The 20,592-nt window shown below is 59.6% G+C and carries 18 protein-coding genes and 1 other RNA gene; 12 read left to right on the forward strand and 7 right to left on the reverse strand.

Annotated features, from left to right (window positions below; translation table 11 throughout):
* Positions 1 to 194 precede the first annotated feature (194 nt).
* A complete protein-coding gene (gene nadA / locus HALAL_RS0111370; RefSeq protein ID WP_025274127.1) occupies positions 195 to 1,361 on the reverse strand; it encodes a quinolinate synthase NadA in 1,167 nt (388 codons plus the stop codon).
* 175 nt (positions 1,362 to 1,536) lie between these two features.
* Between nadA and HALAL_RS0111375 the strand changes: the two genes are divergently transcribed.
* The 3 genes from HALAL_RS0111375 (at position 1,537) to HALAL_RS17690 (ending at position 3,759) form a co-directional block, all read left to right on the forward strand.
* On the forward strand, positions 1,537 to 2,673 hold the full coding sequence (locus HALAL_RS0111375) for a glycerate kinase (RefSeq protein ID WP_025274128.1): 1,137 nt from the start codon (positions 1,537 to 1,539) through the stop codon (positions 2,671 to 2,673).
* 65 nt (positions 2,674 to 2,738) lie between these two features.
* The gene (gene erpA / locus HALAL_RS0111380) at positions 2,739 to 3,089 is read left to right on the forward strand and encodes an iron-sulfur cluster insertion protein ErpA (RefSeq protein WP_025274129.1); all 351 of its coding nucleotides are present in this window, start codon (positions 2,739 to 2,741) and stop codon (positions 3,087 to 3,089) included.
* Positions 3,090 to 3,309: 220 nt separating this feature from the next.
* Positions 3,310 to 3,759, forward strand: a complete 450-nt coding sequence (locus HALAL_RS17690) for a hypothetical protein (protein ID WP_156937714.1) — start codon at positions 3,310 to 3,312, stop codon at positions 3,757 to 3,759.
* A 101-nt stretch (positions 3,760 to 3,860) separates the two neighbouring features.
* Here HALAL_RS17690 and HALAL_RS0111390 read toward each other — a convergent pair whose 3' ends face one another.
* From HALAL_RS0111390 to HALAL_RS0111405, 4 genes are all read right to left on the reverse strand, one after another.
* A complete protein-coding gene (locus HALAL_RS0111390) occupies positions 3,861 to 4,826 on the reverse strand; it encodes an ABC transporter permease (RefSeq protein ID WP_025274131.1) in 966 nt (321 codons plus the stop codon).
* Complete coding sequence (locus tag HALAL_RS0111395; protein ID WP_025274132.1) at positions 4,823 to 5,866, reverse strand: ABC transporter permease; 1,044 nt, start codon at positions 5,864 to 5,866, stop codon at positions 4,823 to 4,825. The genes HALAL_RS0111390 and HALAL_RS0111395 overlap by 4 nt, the downstream gene beginning before the upstream one ends.
* A 75-nt stretch (positions 5,867 to 5,941) precedes the next feature.
* Positions 5,942 to 7,723, reverse strand: a complete 1,782-nt coding sequence (locus tag HALAL_RS0111400; protein ID WP_169732442.1) for an ABC transporter family substrate-binding protein — start codon at positions 7,721 to 7,723, stop codon at positions 5,942 to 5,944.
* Between the two features lie 510 nt (positions 7,724 to 8,233).
* Positions 8,234 to 9,355 (reverse strand): cysteine desulfurase family protein, encoded by a 1,122-nt coding sequence (locus tag HALAL_RS0111405; RefSeq protein ID WP_029767817.1) that lies wholly within the window; start codon positions 9,353 to 9,355, stop codon positions 8,234 to 8,236.
* A 199-nt stretch (positions 9,356 to 9,554) separates the two neighbouring features.
* On the opposite strand from HALAL_RS0111405, the gene ctaC reads away from it, so the two are divergent.
* Complete coding sequence (ctaC, locus tag HALAL_RS0111410) at positions 9,555 to 10,448, forward strand: aa3-type cytochrome oxidase subunit II (RefSeq protein ID WP_025274134.1); 894 nt, start codon at positions 9,555 to 9,557, stop codon at positions 10,446 to 10,448.
* Positions 10,449 to 10,462: 14 nt separating this feature from the next.
* Complete coding sequence (locus tag HALAL_RS0111415) at positions 10,463 to 10,909, forward strand: cytochrome c oxidase subunit 4 (RefSeq protein ID WP_025274135.1); 447 nt, start codon at positions 10,463 to 10,465, stop codon at positions 10,907 to 10,909.
* A gap of 79 nt (positions 10,910 to 10,988) precedes the next feature.
* On the opposite strand, the gene HALAL_RS0111420 is transcribed toward HALAL_RS0111415, so the two are convergent.
* Both HALAL_RS0111420 and rnpB read right to left on the reverse strand, forming a co-directional pair.
* Positions 10,989 to 11,519: an NUDIX hydrolase gene (locus tag HALAL_RS0111420; RefSeq protein ID WP_025274136.1), complete on the reverse strand. Its 531-nt coding sequence runs from the start codon at positions 11,517 to 11,519 to the stop codon at positions 10,989 to 10,991.
* A 96-nt stretch (positions 11,520 to 11,615) separates the two neighbouring features.
* Positions 11,616 to 12,039, reverse strand: an RNA gene (gene rnpB / locus HALAL_RS17905) — RNase P RNA component class A.
* A gap of 31 nt (positions 12,040 to 12,070) precedes the next feature.
* On the opposite strand from rnpB, the gene HALAL_RS0111425 reads away from it, so the two are divergent.
* From HALAL_RS0111425 to HALAL_RS0111455, 7 genes are all read left to right on the forward strand, one after another.
* Positions 12,071 to 12,829 (forward strand): sulfite exporter TauE/SafE family protein, encoded by a 759-nt coding sequence (locus HALAL_RS0111425; RefSeq protein WP_025274137.1) that lies wholly within the window; start codon positions 12,071 to 12,073, stop codon positions 12,827 to 12,829.
* A gap of 87 nt (positions 12,830 to 12,916) precedes the next feature.
* The gene (locus HALAL_RS0111430) at positions 12,917 to 14,677 is read left to right on the forward strand and encodes an NAD+ synthase (RefSeq protein WP_025274138.1); all 1,761 of its coding nucleotides are present in this window, start codon (positions 12,917 to 12,919) and stop codon (positions 14,675 to 14,677) included.
* 702 nt (positions 14,678 to 15,379) lie between these two features.
* On the forward strand, positions 15,380 to 16,219 hold the full coding sequence (panB, locus tag HALAL_RS0111435) for a 3-methyl-2-oxobutanoate hydroxymethyltransferase (protein ID WP_025274139.1): 840 nt from the start codon (positions 15,380 to 15,382) through the stop codon (positions 16,217 to 16,219).
* Between the two features lie 134 nt (positions 16,220 to 16,353).
* The gene (locus HALAL_RS0111440) at positions 16,354 to 17,043 is read left to right on the forward strand and encodes an HAD family hydrolase (RefSeq protein ID WP_156937715.1); all 690 of its coding nucleotides are present in this window, start codon (positions 16,354 to 16,356) and stop codon (positions 17,041 to 17,043) included.
* A gap of 105 nt (positions 17,044 to 17,148) precedes the next feature.
* Positions 17,149 to 18,507 carry a glutamine synthetase family protein gene (locus HALAL_RS0111445; RefSeq protein WP_025274141.1) on the forward strand — a complete coding sequence of 453 codons (1,359 nt, stop codon included), beginning with the start codon at positions 17,149 to 17,151 and terminating at the stop codon, positions 18,505 to 18,507.
* 87 nt (positions 18,508 to 18,594) lie between these two features.
* The gene (locus HALAL_RS0111450; RefSeq protein ID WP_025274142.1) at positions 18,595 to 20,067 is read left to right on the forward strand and encodes an AlkA N-terminal domain-containing protein; all 1,473 of its coding nucleotides are present in this window, start codon (positions 18,595 to 18,597) and stop codon (positions 20,065 to 20,067) included.
* Complete coding sequence (locus HALAL_RS0111455) at positions 20,067 to 20,540, forward strand: methylated-DNA--[protein]-cysteine S-methyltransferase (protein WP_029767819.1); 474 nt, start codon at positions 20,067 to 20,069, stop codon at positions 20,538 to 20,540. The genes HALAL_RS0111450 and HALAL_RS0111455 overlap by 1 nt, the downstream gene beginning before the upstream one ends.
* Positions 20,541 to 20,592: the final 52 nt, after the last annotated feature.

The following is a 20,592-nucleotide window of genomic DNA, read 5'->3' on the forward strand; positions in this document are numbered from 1 at the left end:
ATATTCGAAATATCATTGCATCGGTCTTCCAGCAGGGAAAAGTCCGATGATTAAACGGAACGGCAACCGTTTAATACAGTTTTGGAATTCAATGTATCTATAGTGGCGATACGGTCGACAGAACAATGTCGGCAATACGATCGCAACGTCGAGACCACCCGAAGGATGGCCTCGACGCCAAGTCATGATTGAATTCACGGTAGGGTCAGCATACGATCCAGTGCGCTACGAGCGGCCTTTGCTTCGTCCGCTTCCACCACGATCTGATTGGGAACTCGTCCTGCGACGAGCTCTTCCAAAGCCCAAACGAGGTGTGGAAGATCGATGCGATTCATCGTGGAACAATAGCACACCGTTCGGTCCAGGAACGATACGTCTTTGTCCGGATGCTGATGGGCCAAACGGCGGACCAGGTTCAATTCGGTGCCCACCGCCCAGGAACTTCCCGGTTCGGCGGCGTCGAGAGCCTTGATGATGTATTCGGTGGATCCGACGTAGTCGGCCGCCTCCACAACTTCGTGCGTGCATTCGGGGTGGACCAGGACGTTGACGTCCGGCTTGCGTTCCCGGATTTCGTTCACGCAGTCGACGGTGAAACGCCCGTGGACCGAACAGTGCCCCTTCCAGAGGATGATCTTGGCGTTCCGCAATTCCTGTGCGGTTACGCCTCCGTTGGGGCGCAAAGGATTGTATACGACGCAGTCGTCGAGATCGAATCCCATTTCACGTACGACGGTATTGCGTCCGAGGTGTTGATCCGGGAGGAAGAGTACCTTTTCACCTCGTTCGTAGGCCCAGTCCAGCGCGCGCTTGGCATTGGAGGACGTGCATACGACTCCGTCATGGCGTCCTACGAAGGCCTTGATGGCGGCCGACGAGTTCATGTAGGTCATCGGCACCACCTGCTCGGCAACGCCCGCTTCCGTCAGATCGGTCCAGCACTGCTCCACCTGCGGACCGGTGGCCATATCGGCCATGGAACATCCCGCCGCCAGGTCGGGCAGGATTACTCGCTGAGATTCGGAGGTGAGGATATCGGCGGATTCGGCCATGAAGTGGACTCCGCAGAAGACGATGAATTCGGCTTCGGGGCGGGCGGCCGCTTGTTGGGCCAGCTTGAAGGAGTCTCCGGTTACATCGGCGAACTGAATGACTTCATCGCGCTGATAGTGGTGTCCGAGAACGAAGAGACGATCGCCGAGGGACTCCTTGGCGACACGCGCCCGTTCCAGGAGGCTGGGGTCGGACGCCGGAGGAAGGTCACCTGGACAGTCAACGCCCCGTTCGCTACCGGAATCCGATCCACGTCCCAGGAGCAACAGAGCGGTCTGTGTAGGTGAAGGTTCATCAAAACCAGTCATGCGCCAAGTCTGCCACACCCCGCTGAGAATCAGCCCGGCGAAGTTCCCTTCGCCACTGTTTTCGGGCGCGGGTGGAGAATCGGGACGGTGTGAGCCTACGAATGTGGGCACTGTCGCTAGACGCGGAATACCGTGCCCACACACAAAACCGCACCGGGGACAGTACTCTAGAGTGATGCGAATTCTGGTCGCCAATGACAAATGGGCACACAGTCTCACCGCACCTCAAGCCACCAAAGCCGTTCTCGCAGGTTGGCAACAGGTGCGCCCGAACGATTCGATCGACTGTCTTCCGTTGTCCGACGGGGGTCCGGGGTTTCTGACCGCGATCGGGTCCACGCGTCCCGACCTGCACATCATCGACCATCGGGCGCCGGACGCACTCGGTCGCGAGTCGACGACCTACTACCTGTCGGACGGGACCACCGCCTATATCGAATCCGCGCATACGACCGCCGTCGGCGATCTCAATGAGCTCGACCCTTTTCAGACCGATTCGGCGGGATTGGGACACAGTATCCGTCATGCGGTGGATCGTGGTCACACCGAAATCGTCGTGGGTCTAGGAGGCACGGCCACCAACGACGCGGGGATGGGCATGCTGTCGGCGCTGGGGTGGCAGCTCCAGGACGCCAATGGAGAACTATTGCCCCCGTCTCCACGCCATTTCACGGCGGCGGCGGACCTCAAACGTCCGGCGGAGGCGACGCTGCGGACTCCGGAAGGGAAGGCGGTCGCCATCACGGCCGCGTGCGACGTCAACACCTCGCTGCTGGGCGACAACGGCACCACCTATATCTACGGCCCGCGTAAGGGCGCGGCCGCGGACGATCTACCTCGTTTGGAAGGGGCGATGACCTATATAACCAACCTGGTGGAGAGTATTCTCGGCTGCCATAATCTGCATAAACGCAGTAGCACCGGTGCCGCGGGTGGAATCGGATTCGCCCTGGCGACGCTCGGTGCCGAGTTGGTGCCCGGAGCGAAATACATCGCGGATCGAGTGGATCTGGACGCGCATATTCGTGACGCCGATCTGGTCATTACGGGTGAAGGATCGTTTGATCAGCGCAGCCTACAGGGAAAACTACCTGTTCATCTGCTGAACCAGTCCGCCAAACATGATAAGCCCGCTCTCGTGGTGGCAGGGCAGACACCGTTGACACAGCACCCCGAAGCTGAAGCTGTTCATTCACTCACCGCTTTCCTGGGCTCTCGCGAGGCGGCCCTGGACGACGCGGCGATTGGCCTGGAAAAACTGGCCGCCGCCATAGCCGATGAATGGAGTGGGAAGACAGGTGGCGAGGAATAGTGCAGAACCTGGACGTGTTAGATAATGTTGAAGAGTCATATTACTGAACTGACGAGGAGCCAGACGTGAGCCAACAGACTGCCGAAGCTGCTACCGGCGTAGTTTTGACCGACGAAGCAGCCGAGAAAGTGAAAGCCCTGATCGAGAAGGATGGCGAAGAGGGCCTGCACCTCCGGGTGGAAGTGTCCCCTGGCGGTTGTTCCGGTCTGCGTTATGGTCTGTTCTTTGACACCGATCGTCGTGAAGACGACAAGGTGTTCTCGTATGACGGCTTTGACGTGGTGGTCGACAAGATGAGCCATCCGTACCTGATCGGCGCGTCCATCGACTACGCCGACACGATTCAGCAGCAGGGTTTCACCATTGACAACCCGAACGCACAGGGTTCCTGCGCCTGTGGCGACTCCTTCCACTAGGAGCTATACGACTTGCCGTGGTTGAGCGCGCGTCAGCGCGCCGACCACGGCTTTTTTAGGTCTGCGACCTCATGGCATCCCGCTTTGGCGCGATCCCGTACCATAGGAATATACAAAGCTCGATATGTGATTCCTGCGATGAGGGCCCGGCTTGGAACCGTGAATTGATACGTCGGTTAGGGAAGTATCGCTTGGATCCCGGCATGGTGGAGAGGTGTTCGTGAGTATTGTCGCGCGGGGCGGAAGATACGGCCGACACACCGGTGGAACCACCCACTGGTCGATCGTGGCACTGTGTATCGGTGTCGTTCTTATGGTCGCCGTCGTGATGACGGCCGATCGAGCACCGGCGGCGGAGGCGACTCCGGACGTTGTCGACGACGGGGCGGTGACTCTTTCCGGCTGTGGGGAATCGAAAACGGTGACATTGGGGTATTGGCCCCGAACGGCCGGCAAGGCATCGTGGTACGTCAGCTGTTCCAACGGGCGGGTGCGAATATCCGGTTGGCACAAGGATCTGCGCTCGGACGGGAAATGCGTGCAAGTGTACGGTTCGGTGTCCGGCTCGTGGTTTTCCACCCCTAAAGCCTGTCCCGAAGGGGAAAGGGAGTCGTGGAGCCGTTATCGATACGGGACCGGCACCATCAAGGTCTATGCGCGTCTGGTGTGATTCGGCTTGGAAAACGAGGGTAAACAGAAACGGTTGTGGACCGGCGACGTCATCGCCGGTCCACAACCGATCAATACGAAATCGGGTCCTTGTCCCGCCACTTAGGATTGGCGCGGAATCGCAGGTGCCTTTCGTTTCTTTTTCTTCTTTTTGGACGTCATCTTTTGATTGGGATCAAAAGCGTCGCGTAGTCCGTCACCGATGTAGTTGAAGGTGACACAGAGAAGTACCAAGGTCAGACCCGGGATATAGAACATCCAAGGCTTGGGGCGCATGAAGTCCACTCCGCGGTCGACCAAATAGCCGAGCGACACGTTGGGGAACGTCAGACCCAGACCCAGGAACGACAGCGTCGCCTCCACCAGGATCGCGATGACGATGGCCAGGGTGGCGGACACGAGGACGATACCGGTGACGTTGGGGAGAAGGTGGCGCAGAATGATGCGGGTATTCGATGCTCCCATGGCACGGGCCGCCTCGATGTACTCCCGTTCCCGGAGCGACAGAACCTCCGCGCGAACCAGACGCGCGGTCGTGCCCCAACCGGCCAGTCCGATGACGAGAGCGATCTGCCACCACTCCGGGCTACCGAAGGCGGTGACCACCGTTGCCGCGATGACGAGGAACGGAACGATGAAGACCACGTCGACGACGCGCATCATCATCGCGTCGATGAGACCGCCGGTGAGGCCGGCGGTAGCACCCCATAGGGATCCGATGAGGATGTCGAAGAAGGCGACGACGATCGCGATCTTCAGCGAAACGGCGACACCGGCCATGAGCATGGCCATCAGATCGCTACTACCGGTCAGAGTGCCGAAAGGATGTTCGGCGCTGGGGGGAGCGCCGTTCGGAATCGTTCCGGCCTGGACGGTCGGTTCCCACCAATAGACCAGTGGGCCGACGAAAGCAAAGATGATGAACAAGACGAGGACGATGAGGGAGGCCATGGCCATCTTGTGGCGTACGAACCGAGTCAAGACCATACGGGTCATCGAAACGCCTTCGCCGCCGATGGCCTCGTCTTCGTAATTCTTGTCTTGAGGTTGAAGCGAAATAGAACTCATAGTCGAATCCTTGGGTCCAGAACGGCGTAAAGAATATCGGAGATGAGGATTCCCACCACCGTCAAGACACCGGTGAAGATGACGAATGCCTGTATTGCGAAGGTGTCCTTCTGCAACAGCGCGGTGGAAAAGAAGCGTCCCATACCGTCCCAGTTGAAGATGACCTCAACCAGAATCGAGCCGGTCAAGGCGAGAATGATCGTGGTGGGAGCCAACGTAGCCATCGGCATCAACGCCGTACGTAGGGCATGGCGTCGGATGACGGTCCGGTGCCGCAATCCCTTGGAACGTGCGAGGCGAACGTAGTCCGAATGCATGACTTCCAGCATCGCGGCTCGCTGATAACGGCTGGCGGCCGCAAAACCGGTCAGTGCCAACACGATGGTCGGCAGAATCAAGTGTCCGAACTGGTCTATGACATGGTCGAACGCCGTGAAGTCCGACGTCCCGGAAGTGCTGGAATCTCCAACGGTCCCAAAGAAGCTGGTTTCGGTGGAGCGGTTGAACGACACGCCCATTCCCTTAACCAGGGCCGCGAACCAGAAGGTGGGCATGGCCAAACAAATAAAACCAATTGTGGTCAAGACGTAATCGATGAGCTTATATTGGCGTACTGCGGAGACGACGCCGGTGACGATCGCCAAACCTAGGGAGAAGATGACGCCGGCCATGACCAGTTTAAGTGTCGGGAGTATCCGCTTGGCGATCTCTTCGTCGATGTCAAAGTTGTCGCTACGAGTGGAAGGGCCGAAGTTTCCCTGCAGCACTCCCATGTCGCCGTTTTGTTCACCGATCCCGGTGAGCCAGAGCCAGTACCGTTCTACGAAGCTCCGGTCGTAGTAATAACGTTCCTCGAACCGATCGACCATCACCTCGATGTCTTCCGGCTCGTAGTCATTGGTTGCCGCGGTCTGCTGCAAATTGAATTCGTAGTTCTGTACAGGATTACTGGACAGACTTACCAAGGTGAAGGTCAAAAAGGAAGCTACCAGCAAAACCGGAACCATCACCATCATACGCCGTAGGCTGTATTTGATCATAAGCGAGGTACTTTCTGCAATAGTGGTGGGGCCGACGGATCGACCCCACCGCTAAGATCGGACGGTTAAACGGGATTACTCCGCTGCCCAACCCCACTCGGCAATGTTGTAGAGCGAGTTCAGCGAGTTGCTTCCGTTCGGACGAACGTTCACCAGGTCCTCATTGAAGACCACGATGCCCGGCTGAGTCAGAACGGGGAGCACCGCGTACTCGTCAACGGCCAGCTTGTAAGCTTCGTTCTCAAGCGCGGCAGCCTCGTCGATATCGAACGTGGTTGCTGAGTTCTCAGCCGCCTCATCGATTTCCGGGTTGTCGATTCCGGCGTAGTTACCGCCACTGTCGCTGTGCCAGTAGAACTCGGCCGATCCGACGAACGACGGCGTTCCGCTCCAGCCGAAGTACGTGATGTCGAACTTGCCTTCCGCCAGGTTGGAACCGAAGGCGTCGGGGGCGTCGGCGATCACTTCGGCACCGATACCCATTTCCTCCAGCGTGGACTGGACGGTGCTCTGGGTAATGGCACGCAGCTCGGCATTGGCGCCGTGCGTCAGGCGGAGGCCCTCGACCGGGTCACCGTCGGGCGTCATGAGCTGGTCACCGAAGCCGGTGTAGCCGGCGTCCTTCAGGATCTCCTCGGCCGCGTCCAGGTCACCGGTGCCGGAGCCGGTCTCGGTCAGGTAGTCCTCGTGGTACTCACTCTTCTCGGAGAAGATGTGGTTGGTACGGGGCTCCATGTCATCGACGTAGGGACCGAAGGTCGCGTCGATGATGTCCTGGGTGTTGATGGCGTTGAAGATCGCCCGACGTAGCTCCTTGTCGGCAAGGAACTCGTTGCTGGTGTTGAAGTTCAAGTGCTCCCACACGCTGGCCTCGTAGATGGTGGAGACGGCGTTCGGAATGTCGCCGACCTTTTCCACGAAGGCGCTGTCGAAACGCGGCAGGATGGCGTCGACCTCGCCGTTCTCCAGGGCCGTCAGTGCGGCGCCCTCTTCACCGATCACTTCGATGTGGAGCTTGTCCAAGGTCGGTTCGACTTCGCCGTACCAGTTCTCGTTCGGAACCATGGTTACCGTACCGGCGTCGCCCATCTCGACCGAGTCCGGCTCGATCTTGTAGGGGCCACCCGACCAGGTGGGAATGGTCTCGTCCATCCACACGACCGCGTCGGACATTTCCTCAGGGTCGTTCTTCCAGTCGAAGCCCGCCTCGGTGGCCGCATGGCCGGGAACGCTGAACGGGGCACCGATGTGCCATTCGGCGTCGGCATAGCCCTCTATGTAGGTGATTTCGATTCCACCGTCGACCTCTTCGATGGATTCGACCTTGTCACCGTACGAGGTTCCACGCGGGTCACACTTCTCCTGGTCCGCGCACAGGTCGGTGTCGGTGGTGCTGGAGTACCAGTAGAACAGGAAGTCGTCCAGGCTACCGATCTGTTCACCGGTGTCCCAAACGGCGGTTTCCTTGAACTCGTAGCGAACCTTGAGGGGCTCGTCGTCCTCGTTCAAACGTTCGGGCTCTTCAGCAAACACGTCCTGGTTGTACTCGTACGTCTGGTCGGGCTGATACCCGCCATCCTGTACCTGGGGAATAATCCCGGACGTGGCGTACATGTTGTACACCGAACCGGACCCGGCACGACGCTCGTACCAGCCTTCCCACGCCTGCGGGATGGCTACGACGGCTTCACCGCCGTCCTTGCGGTCGCCGGAGTTGCATTCGTTCGGGTGTTCTTTGCAGTCTTCGAGGCCACCGACGTTCGCGGCGCCGTTTTCTCCGTCGTCACTGCCGCAGGCGGCGAGCAGCATCATGCCCACCGCACCGACAGCTACAGCGGATTTCGCTGAAGTTTTCACTTTACCCTCCGTGGGACAGTGTTTTTCGTGTCTGATGTGTAAACATTGCAGCAGTGTGATGGAAAACAGAAGACGGTTTGTCAAATCGTTATTCTGCAGTTGGTAATTAGATACAGAGAGATCACAATTATGAGAAACGAGTGTATTTCCCATTCAGGTGAGCTAAATGTTTCTGATGTTACTGATGTTTCTAGAGTGATTACAGTGACTGTCGTAGTGAAATCCCTTGCGGCAACACGGTCCCCATACGCTGTTTGACGAGCGCTTGCGCTCTTCCCCTCTCGAGGGGAAGGGTCGTGAAGCGGCGGCGGCGATAATGGGAATTCACGATATCGGCCCAAAGAAAAAGCGGTATAGAATTGCCTGTAGATGTGAGTACAAATAATTCGAGTTCCATTTAATGTGAATCTACAGATACCGTTATGGATAGATGATTCGAATTATTCTGAATTCTGCGGAATGAGAATGCGGTGCATTCAAGTGACCGACACACCGGCAGAATCCGCGATTTTAATCCCGCCCCAGAGCCCGGAGCCGGTTCACTACCTTCGGGAGCGTGTTGAGAAATTGGTCGATTTCGGCTTCGGTCGTGTCGTAGTGGAGTGAAAGACGGACGTTACCGTGGCTGAGTACCCCCATGGCGGAAAGGACATGTGAGGGCCGGAACCGGTTTGACGCACACGCCGATCCCGAGGAGACGGAGAAGCCCTCTCGATTCAATTCGGTCAGCAACACCTCCCCGTCAACGCCGAGACAGGAGAACGTCACAATATTCGGTAGGCAGTCGTCAGGGTCACCTGGCATTTCGACCTCGGTAACCGTCTCGGATATCTCGTTTCGCAATTGCTCGGCCAGCGCTCTCACTCGATCGGCCTGTGCGCGACGTTGTTCCACCGCGTGACGCAAGCCCGCCGCGGCGGCCACCGCAGCGGGTACATTGACCTCCCCGACCGCTTCCTGTGGCGAGGCGTCGTCGCCGGGGAACGGCAGTCGCCAGCGTGAACCGGTGCGCACCACCATAATCCCGCATCCCGCCAGGCCACCCCACTTACGGGCCGAGCCGGTCAGTACGGACCAGCCGTCTTCTACCGGCTCCCACGGTAGGCTCGCCGCCGCGTCACAGACCCAGGGGCGACCGTCGAGTCGGTGTCGCAGGGTGGACAGCGGTTGCCGGGTTCCCACTTCGTGGTTGGCGCTTTGGACGGCGACGACGGACGGATCGTCACCTAGAGGGGGAAGGACTCCAAGGTCGATGCGTCCCAGTCGGTCGACCGGGATCGAGTCTGTGGTGCCCCCGCGATCGGCGTACCAGGCGGCGGCGTGCAGAACGGCGGAGTGTTCCACTTGACTGGAGAGGATTTCGGCATCGCGACCCAGGCCATGGGCCATTCCCAATAGGCCGTAATGCACGGCCTGCGATCCGGAAGATGTGAAAGTGACCTCATCGGCGCGGACGTTCAGCGATTCGGCCACGGATTGACGCGCCGCGTCCAGTAGCATCCGCGAGCGCCGACCCAATGTGTACAGTCGCCCGGGGCCCGCCCAGCCTTCGTTCAAAGCCGCAGCGTAAGCTTCGCGTGCGGCCCGGCTCGGCGGCATGGCGGTGGCCGCGTCAAAGTAGAATTCGTCCACGGCTCCAATGTATAGGACATGGCCACATTTCACCCAACCCCTTTGCACCGTGATCTAGACTTAACCGATAGGCTCTAACGCGACACAACCGTCGGCCCGATGTCGTGACGCCGACTCGCCAGATCGATTCGCCCGGGAGAGATCGGCACGCCGATGGCACGACGGTCCCAAACCCAAACGCCCAGAAAGGCTTGAGCAGGTGGTCGGAAAACCGTTCCGCATAGCTCGCGGCCGTACCCGCCGCACTGTCGGTCTCGTCGCCATTGCGGCGACGCTGCCCGTGGTGCTCTCCGGATGCAGCCTCGTAGACATGTTTCATTTGGGTTGGCCCACTTCACAGCCAACAGATCAATCAGAGATGATGATGGACCTGTGGATCGGAGCGGTCATAGCCTCGCTCGCCGTGGGTGTCATCGTATGGGGATTGACCTTCTGGTGTTGTGTCGCTTATAAGAAGAAGAGCGATGACATTCCCCCGCAGACGAAGTACAACATGCCCTCGGAGATCCTCTTTACGGGTCTTCCGGTCGTCATCATCGCCGTGCTCTTCTACTTCACGGCCGTCATTCAAACCGACGTCACCGAGGTCTCCGAGGACCCCGAATACGTCGTGGAAGTGACGGCGTTGAAGTGGAACTGGCAGTTCTCCTATCAGGATGACAATGGAGAACCGGTGACCGGACCGGACGGACAACCTTACGTGGAGAAGGGCGACAGCGACTACATTCCGATTCTGGTCGTTCCCAAATCCGAGAAGGTCCAGTTCCAGAGCCATTCTGAGGACGTCATCCACTCCTTCTGGGTTCCCGACACCTTGTTCAAGCGGGACGTGATTCCCGGAGAGGACAGCGCGTGGGAGTACGACTTCAAGAGCACCGGTAGCTTTGTCGGTCGCTGCGCCGAACTGTGCGGTGCCTACCACGCGTTTATGAACTTCGAAATGCGCGTGGTCGAGGAAGACGACTACGCGACGTTCATTTCCGCCATCGAGTCCGGTGCGTCGACGCCGGAGGCCTTGGAAGAGATCGGCCAAGACCCGTACGCTGAGACGACGGATGTCTTCGAGACTTCGCGCGATGGCGCGGAAGGTTAGGAAGGCGGCAGGCAATGAAAACCGAGAACAAGATCTTCCTGTCGGTCACAGTGTCGATGTTCCTGTTCGCGGGAATCTACGGGTACTGGACCCACACCAATACCAATCCCGCCTACGGCAGCGCCGACGGCATCGAATGGGTGGGAACGGTCGCGCTGGTGATGTCGGGGCTTTTGACCGGAATGATCTGGCTGGCCTTCCTCATCATCGCCAACCGCATCGATCCTCGTCCGGAAGACCGCGAGGACGGCGAGATCTCCGACGTATCGGGCAATGTGGGGTTCTTCAGCCCCGGATCGTATTGGCCGCTGGGTCTGGCCCTGGCCTCGACCTTGGCCGGTCTGGGTTTGGTTTACATGGTCACCTGGGTGATCGTGGCCGGGGGAATCGCCTTGCTGTTCACCATTGGCGGACTGTTGTTCGAGTACTACACGGGCACACGACGGACCGGTGTCGAGTAAACCCGGCAACGTAACGACATGATGTCAGCGGCGGTGAGTCAGACGGGCTCACCGCCGCTTTTTGCTGAAACGACGTCGTTCAGTGTCGCGTCCGAAACGAACGGTCGGAATCCAGGAAACAGCGCAGCAGCTTAGCCGTGGGTCGGGTCATGACGGGAAGGTCGTCGATCGGATGCCAGGCCGCGTCCCACACTTCGGCGCCGTCGACGGTCAGCTGAGTATCGCGTGGCTCGCGCACCAGCCAGTAGACGTTGTCCACCCAACGCCCGTCGGTATGTACGACCGCACACGGGTCGGCCGGCCGCAGTTCGTCGGTGTCGGCGTTGATGCCGGTCTCCTCCCACAGCTCTCTCTGCGCGGCGTTGACCGGTTGTTCGCGTCGATCCAGAAGCCCCGCCGGAAGACTCCATTTGCGTCCGGGAGGTTGCCGCAGCATGAGCAATTGCCGCTTTTGCGGGTCGGTGACCAGAACGACCGATCCCAGAGTGTAGGTCGGAGTGGCAATACGGACGATTCGCCGTCGCAGTGGATGCGGGAGCTGATAGAAAACCCATCCGACAGTGCGGCGCCAGAACGGCGCTCGGCGTCGTTGTACCGAAGGTTGATTCACGCCGACACCTTAACTCTTGCCGGACAACGTCTGTCAGAGTCCCGAACGCTCTTACGTCAGGAAATCGACTCCCGACCTTCTGCCTCAAGGTCGGAGAGGATGAGTCGGCCGATACGCCGGATCCTGTCGTGGACGGTCATCTATCTAGGTCCGCCATTGCTGACGGACTCAAGCGGCCTACCCGCGAAGGTAGCCACGAATCGTGACAATCAGCGGGCAACTGTCCTTCGCACAGAACCGCGACTGCTTGAGCCGCCGCCCCTCTTGGCCTTGCTCCGGGTGGGGTTTACCGAGCCGCCACCGTCACCGATGGCGCTGGTGAGCTCTTACCTCACCTTTTCACCCTTACCTGCGCGGGGAATGACTCCTCGCCAGGCGGTTTGTTTTCTGTGGCACTTTCCCGCAGGTCGCCCCGGGTCGCTGTTAACGACCACCCTGCCCTATGGAGTCCGGACGTTCCTCGGCGGAGTGGGTCGCAAAAAGCGAGCCTTTTCACCGCCGCGACCGTCTAGCCGACTCATCCTGCAATACAAGCGTACGCTAATTCTACTGTGAGTGTTCTCGAGGTTGTCGCGTTGTTGTTCGCCGGACTTGGCGCTGGAGTGCTGAACTCCATCGCCGGTGGCGGCTCCCTCATTACCTATCCGACGCTGATCGCGGTCGGTGTCCCACCGTTGTGGGCCAATACCTCGAACTCGGTTGCGGTGGCTCCCGCATATTTCGCGGCCACGGCGGGAGCACGCGGACAGCTGGTCGGGCAAGGCAATCGGGTACGGCAACTGATCCCCACCGCCGCCGTATTCTCGGCGTTGGGAACGATCATCCTGCTCAACACCTCGCACGAAGTGTTCGAAAACATCGTTCCACTCCTGGTGTTGATATCGGCGATCCTCATGGCGCTCGGACCCTTGATCCAACGCTTTGTGCAGTCGCATGCCCAGGGCGAACCGCATATCGTCTGGCTGCATCTACTGGTAGGTATCGGCTGTCTCTACGGTTCGTACTTCAACGCCGGACTCGGGCTGGTCCTGCTGGCGGTCTTGGGAGCGACGCTACCGGAATCGCTGGCTCGCATCGGGGCGTTGAAGAACGCCATGACCGCCGTCGTCGGGGTGGTAACGACGGTCATTTACTCGATCTGGACACCCGTATCCTGGTGGGCGATCGCCGTCATCGTGCCGACCGCGCTGCTGGGAGGCTGGTTGGGAAGTCATTACCTTCAGAAACTGCCCGACCGGCCGGTGCGAGTCGGAGTGGTGGTCTACGGATTCGTGCTCAGCGCCATTCTCTGGCTCGAACCGGCGTGGTAGTCCGCCAGGTTCCCATTGGGCGAGACGATGTCCTCGGCTTCGGCGACACTCGACGTAATGACGCCCCACACAGTACAAAATAGGACCATGCCGACTCTACGTATCGCATTGGCCCAAGACAATCCCACCGTCGGGGACCTCGACGGCAACGCCGAACTCATTCGCTCGTCCGCCGCGACCGCTCACAAAGCCGGTGTCGACCTGCTCGTGACCGGGGAACTTTCGCTCTGTGGCTATCCGGTGGAAGATCTGGCCCTTCGGCACACCTTCATTCAACAAAGTCGTGAACTACTCATGCGACTGGCCGGTGACCTCCAAGCGGACGGGTACGGAGATCTTCCGGTAACGGTAGGTTATCTGGACGCCGATGGACCGATCGGGGAAGTGGATAACCCGACGGAGGGGTCGCGGGGGATTCGTAACGCCCTTGCCCTGCTATATCACGGTAAAGTTGTTTTTCAGTACTTCAAACATCATCTTCCCAACTACGGAGTCTTTGACGAGGACCGCTACTTTGTCGCCGGAAACAACCTGCACATTGCCCGCATAAGTGGGGTAGACATCGCCTTCACCATCTGTGAGGACCTCTGGCAGGAAGGTGTCCCCTTCCAAACCGCACAACAGGCCCACGCCGGGCTCGTCATCAGCTCCAACGCCTCACCCTACGAAAAGGGAAAGATGGAGCAACGCTTCGACCTCCTGCGTCGACGCGCCGTTTCCACCGACTGCCCGATCGCTTACCTCAACATCGTCGGCGGGCAGGACGAGCTGGTCTTCGATGGTGGCAGCATGATCGTCGACCAGCACGGCGAACTGGTGGCCAACGCGACACGGTTCGACACCGATATGATTATCACCGACCTGGACCTGCCACCAGCCGACGACACCGAAGACGTCTCCAACCAAAGCACCAATGTGCCGATGAGCGTCACACGTCATTACCTCAGCACCGAACCGCGCGACGACAAACCCGCCAATACAGCGTCCAACCTCCGCCCCAGCATGCTGGCCCACCACGAAATCTGGGAAGCACTACGACTGGGACTCGGCGACTATGTACGGAAGAACGGCTTCGAAAGTGTCCTGCTCGGTCTGTCCGGCGGAATCGATTCGGCCGTCACGGCGGCACTCGCCCGTGACGCCCTCGGCCCGGACAATGTGTGGGCCATAGCCATGCCCAGCCAAAACTCGTCTCAGCACTCCCTCGACGATGCCGCCGACCTGGCCGATCGCACCGGTATCAACTACACCGTCGAACCGATACAGGCGACCGTGGACGCGGTCCTATCCCAGTTGGCCCTCTCAGGGCTGGCGTTGGAAAACCTACAGGCGCGTATACGCGGCGTCCTCCTGATGTCGCTGTCCAACCAGCACGGACATCTGGTCCTCGCGCCCGGTAACAAGAGCGAATACGCCGTCGGCTACTCGACGCTGTACGGCGATTCCGTCGGCGGATTCGCCCCCATCAAGGACGTGCCCAAGACACTGATCTACGACCTGGCCACCTGGCGCAACGAACACGCCCGCAACCACCGCCAGACCGAACCCGTCCCCGACAACATCATCACCAAGGCCCCCTCGGCGGAACTGCGCCCCGACCAGGTCGACCAGGACTCCCTGCCGAACTACGATGTGCTGGATGCCGTGCTGGACCTTTACGTCGATCAGGACGTGGGGCGCTCCGAACTGGTCGACAAAGGCTACGACGCCGAACTGGTCACCAAAATAACCAAGCTGGTGGACGGGTCCGAGTACAAAAGAAGGCAGACGCCACCCGGTACCAAGATCTCCGCCAAATCCTTCGGCAAAGACCGGAGGTTGCCCATCACCAACCGTTTTAGGGGGTAGGTAGGTGACCGCTGGGATTGGCTGAGGCACTACGCCTTCGCGCTGCGGGGGCCTCTTGCGGCCATGAGGCCGCTACGAGTCCTCCTCGCGCGAATTCGCAGCACCTCAGCCAATCCCAGCTCCTTTCCAGCTCTACCGCTTCTGCGCTTCGCTGGAAGCTCGCCAGTCCAGTAAGGAATTTACGTGGTGGTCGAGTTCCTCGTGAAGGTACGGCCAGCTCTACCATCCCCGTACTTTCTGCCGCCGATTACGTCAGGGGTTTGAGCGGTGGTCTAGCATTCCTGAAGGTATCTGCTGCTCTACCGCTTCTGCGCTTCGCTGGAAGCTTGTCGGTTGGATAAACCAGAGGGGATGCAGTCGTTGCCTTCGTCTTGGCTACGCGGCTAGCCGTTTGTGCAGTGCCATGTCAGTGGCTTTTGTTTGAGGTTTTGGCTGGGTCAATAGTCAGGTCGGTTCCGGGGTTCGGTTGTGCGCATGGAGAAACTCCCTTGCGTCAATGTGAAATACTCCTCAGGCGATGCGAGTCGGCTTGCTTGGGCGCAAACGACATAGAGGTAATCTATTGAGGCGAGCCAACGCTATCGGAGGTGGGGTTGCCCCCGATTCGTGTGGCTAGGCGTTACAGTTCAAACTCGCTGGAACGCACGGTTGTTCCGGCACCGGGGACCGATCTGATCGGCCACGAGTTCTGAAGGAGAACATATGTCAGACAGTGATATTGGCAGCGTTTACGGTTCACAGTCGCGTATTAAGCGCGTTCGCGTTCGGCATCTGCAGGAAGCCAAGGAACGTGGTGAGAAGTGGCCGATGTTGACCGCCTATGACACCGTGACCGCTCGTATCTTCGATGCGGAAGGCATTCCAGCGTTGTTGGTCGGCGACTCCGCCGCCAACGTGGTCTACGGTTACGAGTCCTCCCTGCGGGTCGAGGTAGACGAACTACTTCCGCTGGTCAAAGCGGTAGTACGGTCCGCTCAGCGTGCTCTGGTGGTGGCGGATCTGCCGTTCGGCTCCTATGAGGCGAGTCCCTCTCAGGCCGTGGAGACGGCATCGCGATTCATGAAGGCCGGAGCTCAAGCGGTGAAGCTTGAGGGCGGGCGTCGCATGGCGGACACGATCCGGGCACTGACCAACGCCGGAATCCCGGTTATGGCACACGTCGGGTTCACTCCGCAGGCCGAACATGCCCTGGGCGGTTTTCGAGTTCAGGGGCGTGACGCCAAAGCCGCAGAAGTGCTTGCCGATGCGCAGGCGGTCGTCGATGCCGGGGCGTTCTCGGTGGTGCTGGAAATGGTCACTTCTTCGATCGCCGAGGAGATCACTAAACAGATTCCGGTCCCGACGATCGGTATCGGTGCCGGGAACTCCACGGATGCACAGGTGTTGGTCTGGCAGGACATGGCCGGCTTTACCGACGGACGCACTCCTAAATTCGTCAAGCGTTTCGCTGAGCTGGGCGATGGTTTGGCGCAGGCGGCAAGGGATTACGCCGCCGAGGTTCGTAGTGGGGAATTCCCCGCCAAGGAACACGGCTTCGAATAGAACCTTTGTTGCTGGGGGCGGAATGTCGCGCCCCCAGGGTCCGGCACGGCGGTGAAAACGTAATGGAATTGTGAACGTGTCGTTCGTCGCCTCTCCCTTAAATGCCAGTGTGAAAACGGGTACTGTCGCCACTTGTGACTACTACAGCAACTCTCGTTCTAGATTTTGACGGTACCTTGTGCCTGGGTAATGAACCGGTATTGGACTATGCTCGCCAACTGACCGCTCGTTTGGACAATGAAGCGGCCGCGGAGTTCATGCGGGAACTGACTGCCTTCTTGAATGGAAAACCCACGTCAGCGTCGACTTTTGACGCCCTCGACCCGTACCATGTGGTGAAAATTCTGTCGCGTGAGGCCGGAATCGCAGATGCGGAGCGTGACGAGGCCTTTGAACAGGTCAGGGAGAACCTGGGATACGGAAAATACAACATGTCCGTCCCCGCCAAATTCGACCAGTTGATCTTCTCGCTGCCGCGTGAGGTCGAGGTCGTTTTGATGACCAACGCCCCCGAGACCGGTATGGCCGGGATCTTGGATCACCTGCGTCTCGATGGATTGTTCGACGAAGTGATCACCGGCGCTCGCAAACCGACCGGCTTGGAGGAAGTGCTCGACACCCGCTTGGAGAGCCGGCAGCCGTCGTCGATTCTTTCCATTGGTGACATTCCGAAAAACGACCTGGCTCCGGCGGCCGAGCGTGGGTGCGTGACCGGGTACATCGACCACTTCAGCCGTCCGTGGTCCAAGGCGACCGTTTCCGCCAACGACTTGACCGAGCTGTACCGGTTCATTGACGAATGGGCGATCAAAGCCACGTCGTAAACGCCCGTTTTCTCCCGGATACACCGCTCACCCTCGGATTAATATCTCGGTAACATGAGCGTGCCAGACTAGCCCAAGGACAACCACGGTCAGCGAGGAGTTGCCATGAGCCAAACCGAGCGTCAGCAGGAATTCGTTCTTCGTACTTTGGAAGAACGCGATATTCGATTCGTGCGGTTGTGGTTCACCGATGTCTTGGGGACCTTGAAGTCGGTTTCGGTCGCCCCGGCGGAACTGGAACAGGCCTTCGAAGGCGGTATCGGTTTTGACGGGTCGGCCATTGAAGGCTTCGCTCGAGTACACGAGTCCGACATGGTCGCGATGCCCGACCCCAATACCTTCCAGATCTTTCCGTTCGAAGGGCGGGGCATCGGGGAGTCCGCTCGCATGTTCTGTGACATTCTGACTCCCGACGGAACTCCGTCCTGGGCTGATCCTCGGCACGTCCTGCGGCGTACTTTGGCGCGTGCCGCGGATTCGGGATTCACTTTTTATGTACACCCCGAAATCGAGTTCTTCCTCTTCAAGGACTCGATCGCGGACGGTGCCGATCCGGTCCCGGTGGACGATGGCGGCTACTTCGACCACACCACCCACTCGCTGGCCCGCGACTTCCGGCGACAGGCGATTCTGGCCTTGGAACGTTCCGGTATCAGCGTGGAGTTCAGCCACCACGAGGTCGCTCCCGGGCAGCAGGAGATCGATCTGCGTTATGCCGACGCCCTGACGACCTCGGACAACATCATGACGTTCCGGCACATCATCAAGGAAGTGGCTACCTCCAACGGTGTTGTCGCGTCGTTCATGCCCAAACCGTTCGCCGACCAACCGGGTTCGGGGATGCACTCCCACATGTCGTTGTTCGAGGGTGAAGACAACGCCTTCCACGATCCCACCGATGAAGCACGACTGTCGGCGAACGCCAAGTCGTTTTTGGCGGGCCTGCTGCACCACGCTCCGGAGTTCACCGCCATCACCTGCCAGTGGGTGAACTCCTACAAGCGCCTGTACGCCCGTCATACGCCGGGAAAGATTTCCGAAGCGCCCGCGTACGTGTCGTGGGGCCGCTCGAACCGTTCGGCTCTGGTGCGGGTTCCCGCATACGGTAAACCGAACTCCGCGCGGGTGGAGATCCGTTCGCTGGACTCGGCGACGAACCCTTACTTGACATATGCCGTGCTTCTGGGGGCCGGTCTGAAAGGCATTGAAAACGGCTATGAATTGCCTGCGGGGTCCGAGGACGACCTCTGGGCGCTCACGGGAGCCGAACGGACCGCGGCCGGTTATCGACCGCTCCCGGCTTCCTTGGCCGAGGCTCTCGACGAGATGGAAAAGAGCGAACTGATTCCCGAAGTTCTCGGAGAACACGTATTCGACTACTTCCTCATGAACAAGCGTGCCGAGTGGGAGGACTACCGTACTCAGGTGTCGGCGTACGAACGCGAGCGCTACGGCAACCTCTAAACGCATCGGACCGGTAGGCTTCGAGAGCGCCGTTGCCATGTCGTATTTCGGCTAGCGATGGCGTTCCACGTCGGTCATGCTGGAATCATGCGATTGGATCGGAACTATTGTCTGCGGGCCGTGCGTAGCAAGGACGCGCGCTTCGACGGATGGTTCTGCCTGGCCGTCTCGACCACAGGAATCTACTGTCGTCCTTCCTGTCCGGCACGTACCCCGAAACCCGCCAATATCACGTTCTATCCCACGGCGGCGGCCGCGCAGCAGGCCGGATATCGGGCCTGCAAACGATGCCGACCCGACGCGACCCCCGGGTCTCCCGACTGGGACTACCGCACCGACATCGCCGCTCGCGCGCTCCGGCTGATTCGTGAAGGGGTGGTCGATCGGCATGGAATCACCGGCTTGGCGCGAGAAGTGGGATACAGCGTCCGTCAATTGGAACGTCATTTCCTGGAGGAATTCGGTGCCGGGCCGCAGGCGATGGCGCGCACGCAACGTGCTCAGACAGCACGACTGCTCATTGAGAACACGACCTTGACCATTGGCGACATAGCGTTCGCCGCCGGATTTTCCAGCATTCGAGCGTTCAATAAGACGGTGTCGGACGTATTCAATTCGACCCCGAGCGAACTGCGCGAAAAGTCGTCAAGCGCGTCGGTGAGCCATCCGTTGGCATTGCGTCTGCCGTTCAGACGGCCCCTGTGCCCGGATAATCTCTTCGGCCATCTGGTCGCCACGGCGATCGACGGCGTCGAAGAGTGGCGTGGCGGATACTATCGGCGCACCGTCCGCCTGCCGTATGGAGTCGGAACGGTGGCGGTGGCGCCGGGGACGGATTATATCGACTGCGTCCTACGGCTGAACGATCTCCGCGACATCTCCACCGCCATTAACCGACTGCGCTGGATGTTGGATCTTGACGCCGATCCGGTGGCCATCGACGAGTCGTTGTCAATCGATGAGCGTCTGGCCCCATTGGTGGCGACAGCGCCTGGTCGACGCGTCCCGCGTAGCTTTGACAGCGTCGAAATGCTGATGCGAGCCGTTATCGGCCAACAGGTTTCCACTCGAGCGGCTCGAACACACGCGCAGCGTCTGGTCAGCGAGCTAGGGGAGAAGACCGACGATCGTGACGGTGAACTGAGCCGAATCTTTCCCAACCCAGAGGCCATCGCCGAATCCTCACTCGATTTCCTGGCGATGCCGGAAGCGAGGAAGAATACGATTCGTCAAGCCGCACAGGCCATCGTGGCGGGAGATCTCGATCTGTCTCCCGGGTGCGACTGGCGCGACACCCGCCGACGGCTCCTGCGGATACGTGGAATAGGCCCCTGGACGGCGGATGTCGTCTCCATGCGTGCGCTTGGAGATCCCGACGTGTCCATGGCCGGTGATCTGGGGGCACGGAAGGGGGCACGGCGTGTGGGCCTGCCTGACACGGCGGAGGGTCTGGCCCGGTATGGCAAAGCCTGGTCTCCATGGCGATCCTATGCCGTCCAGTACCTCTGGGCCGCCACCGATCACGACATCAACCGACTACCGGAAAGCAGCGAGAGATAATGTACTACACCTATATGGACAGCCCCATTGGAATCGTCAATCTCACCGCAAACGATCAGGGCGTGACCCGACTGCACCTCAACGAGGAACCCACCGTTCCCAAGGAAGCCGGTAATACAGTCCTGGCTCAAACGATGGAACAACTGAAGGCGTACTTCGCCGGTGAACTCCAGGAGTTCACCGTGCCGCTCGACCCCGATGGAACCGAGTTTCAAAGACAAGTCTGGAGCGGCCTGCAAGACATTCCCTACGGCCACACCTGGTCATACGGGGAATTGGCGCAGCATATAGGCCGGCCGAGTGCGGTTCGGGCCGTAGGGCTGGCCAATGGACGCAACCCCGTATCCCTCATCGTCCCGTGCCACCGAGTGATTGGAGCCGACGGAAGCCTCACCGGTTACGCCGGTGGAATCGAGCGGAAGAAATTCCTTCTTGACCACGAAAAACACATCCTCAATCCAGCATTGTTCTAAAGCAAGCACAACACCTTCCCCTTCACGGGAACAAGCCGTTACCATGTACCAC

The organism is Haloglycomyces albus DSM 45210, assembly GCF_000527155.1.
In the GTDB taxonomy this organism is placed as follows: Bacteria; Actinomycetota; Actinomycetes; order Mycobacteriales; family Micromonosporaceae; genus Haloglycomyces; species Haloglycomyces albus.

Bases quoted from the DNA above. Each gene is read 5' to 3' on its own strand.
- nadA (WP_025274127.1), bottom strand. From the start codon at position 1,361: ATGACTGGTTTTGATGAACCTTCACCTACACAGACCGCTCTGTTGCTC.
- HALAL_RS0111375 (WP_025274128.1), top strand. From the start codon at position 1,537: ATGCGAATTCTGGTCGCCAATGACAAATGGGCACACAGTCTCACCGCA.
- HALAL_RS0111390 (WP_025274131.1), bottom strand. From the start codon at position 4,826: ATGAGTTCTATTTCGCTTCAACCTCAAGACAAGAATTACGAAGACGAG.
- HALAL_RS0111395 (WP_025274132.1), bottom strand. From the start codon at position 5,866: ATGATCAAATACAGCCTACGGCGTATGATGGTGATGGTTCCGGTTTTG.
- HALAL_RS0111415 (WP_025274135.1), top strand. From the start codon at position 10,463: ATGAAAACCGAGAACAAGATCTTCCTGTCGGTCACAGTGTCGATGTTC.
- HALAL_RS0111430 (WP_025274138.1), top strand. From the start codon at position 12,917: ATGCCGACTCTACGTATCGCATTGGCCCAAGACAATCCCACCGTCGGG.
- panB (WP_025274139.1), top strand. From the start codon at position 15,380: ATGTCAGACAGTGATATTGGCAGCGTTTACGGTTCACAGTCGCGTATT.
- HALAL_RS0111445 (WP_025274141.1), top strand. From the start codon at position 17,149: ATGAGCCAAACCGAGCGTCAGCAGGAATTCGTTCTTCGTACTTTGGAA.
- HALAL_RS0111450 (WP_025274142.1), top strand. From the start codon at position 18,595: ATGCGATTGGATCGGAACTATTGTCTGCGGGCCGTGCGTAGCAAGGAC.
- HALAL_RS0111455 (WP_029767819.1), top strand. From the start codon at position 20,067: ATGTACTACACCTATATGGACAGCCCCATTGGAATCGTCAATCTCACC.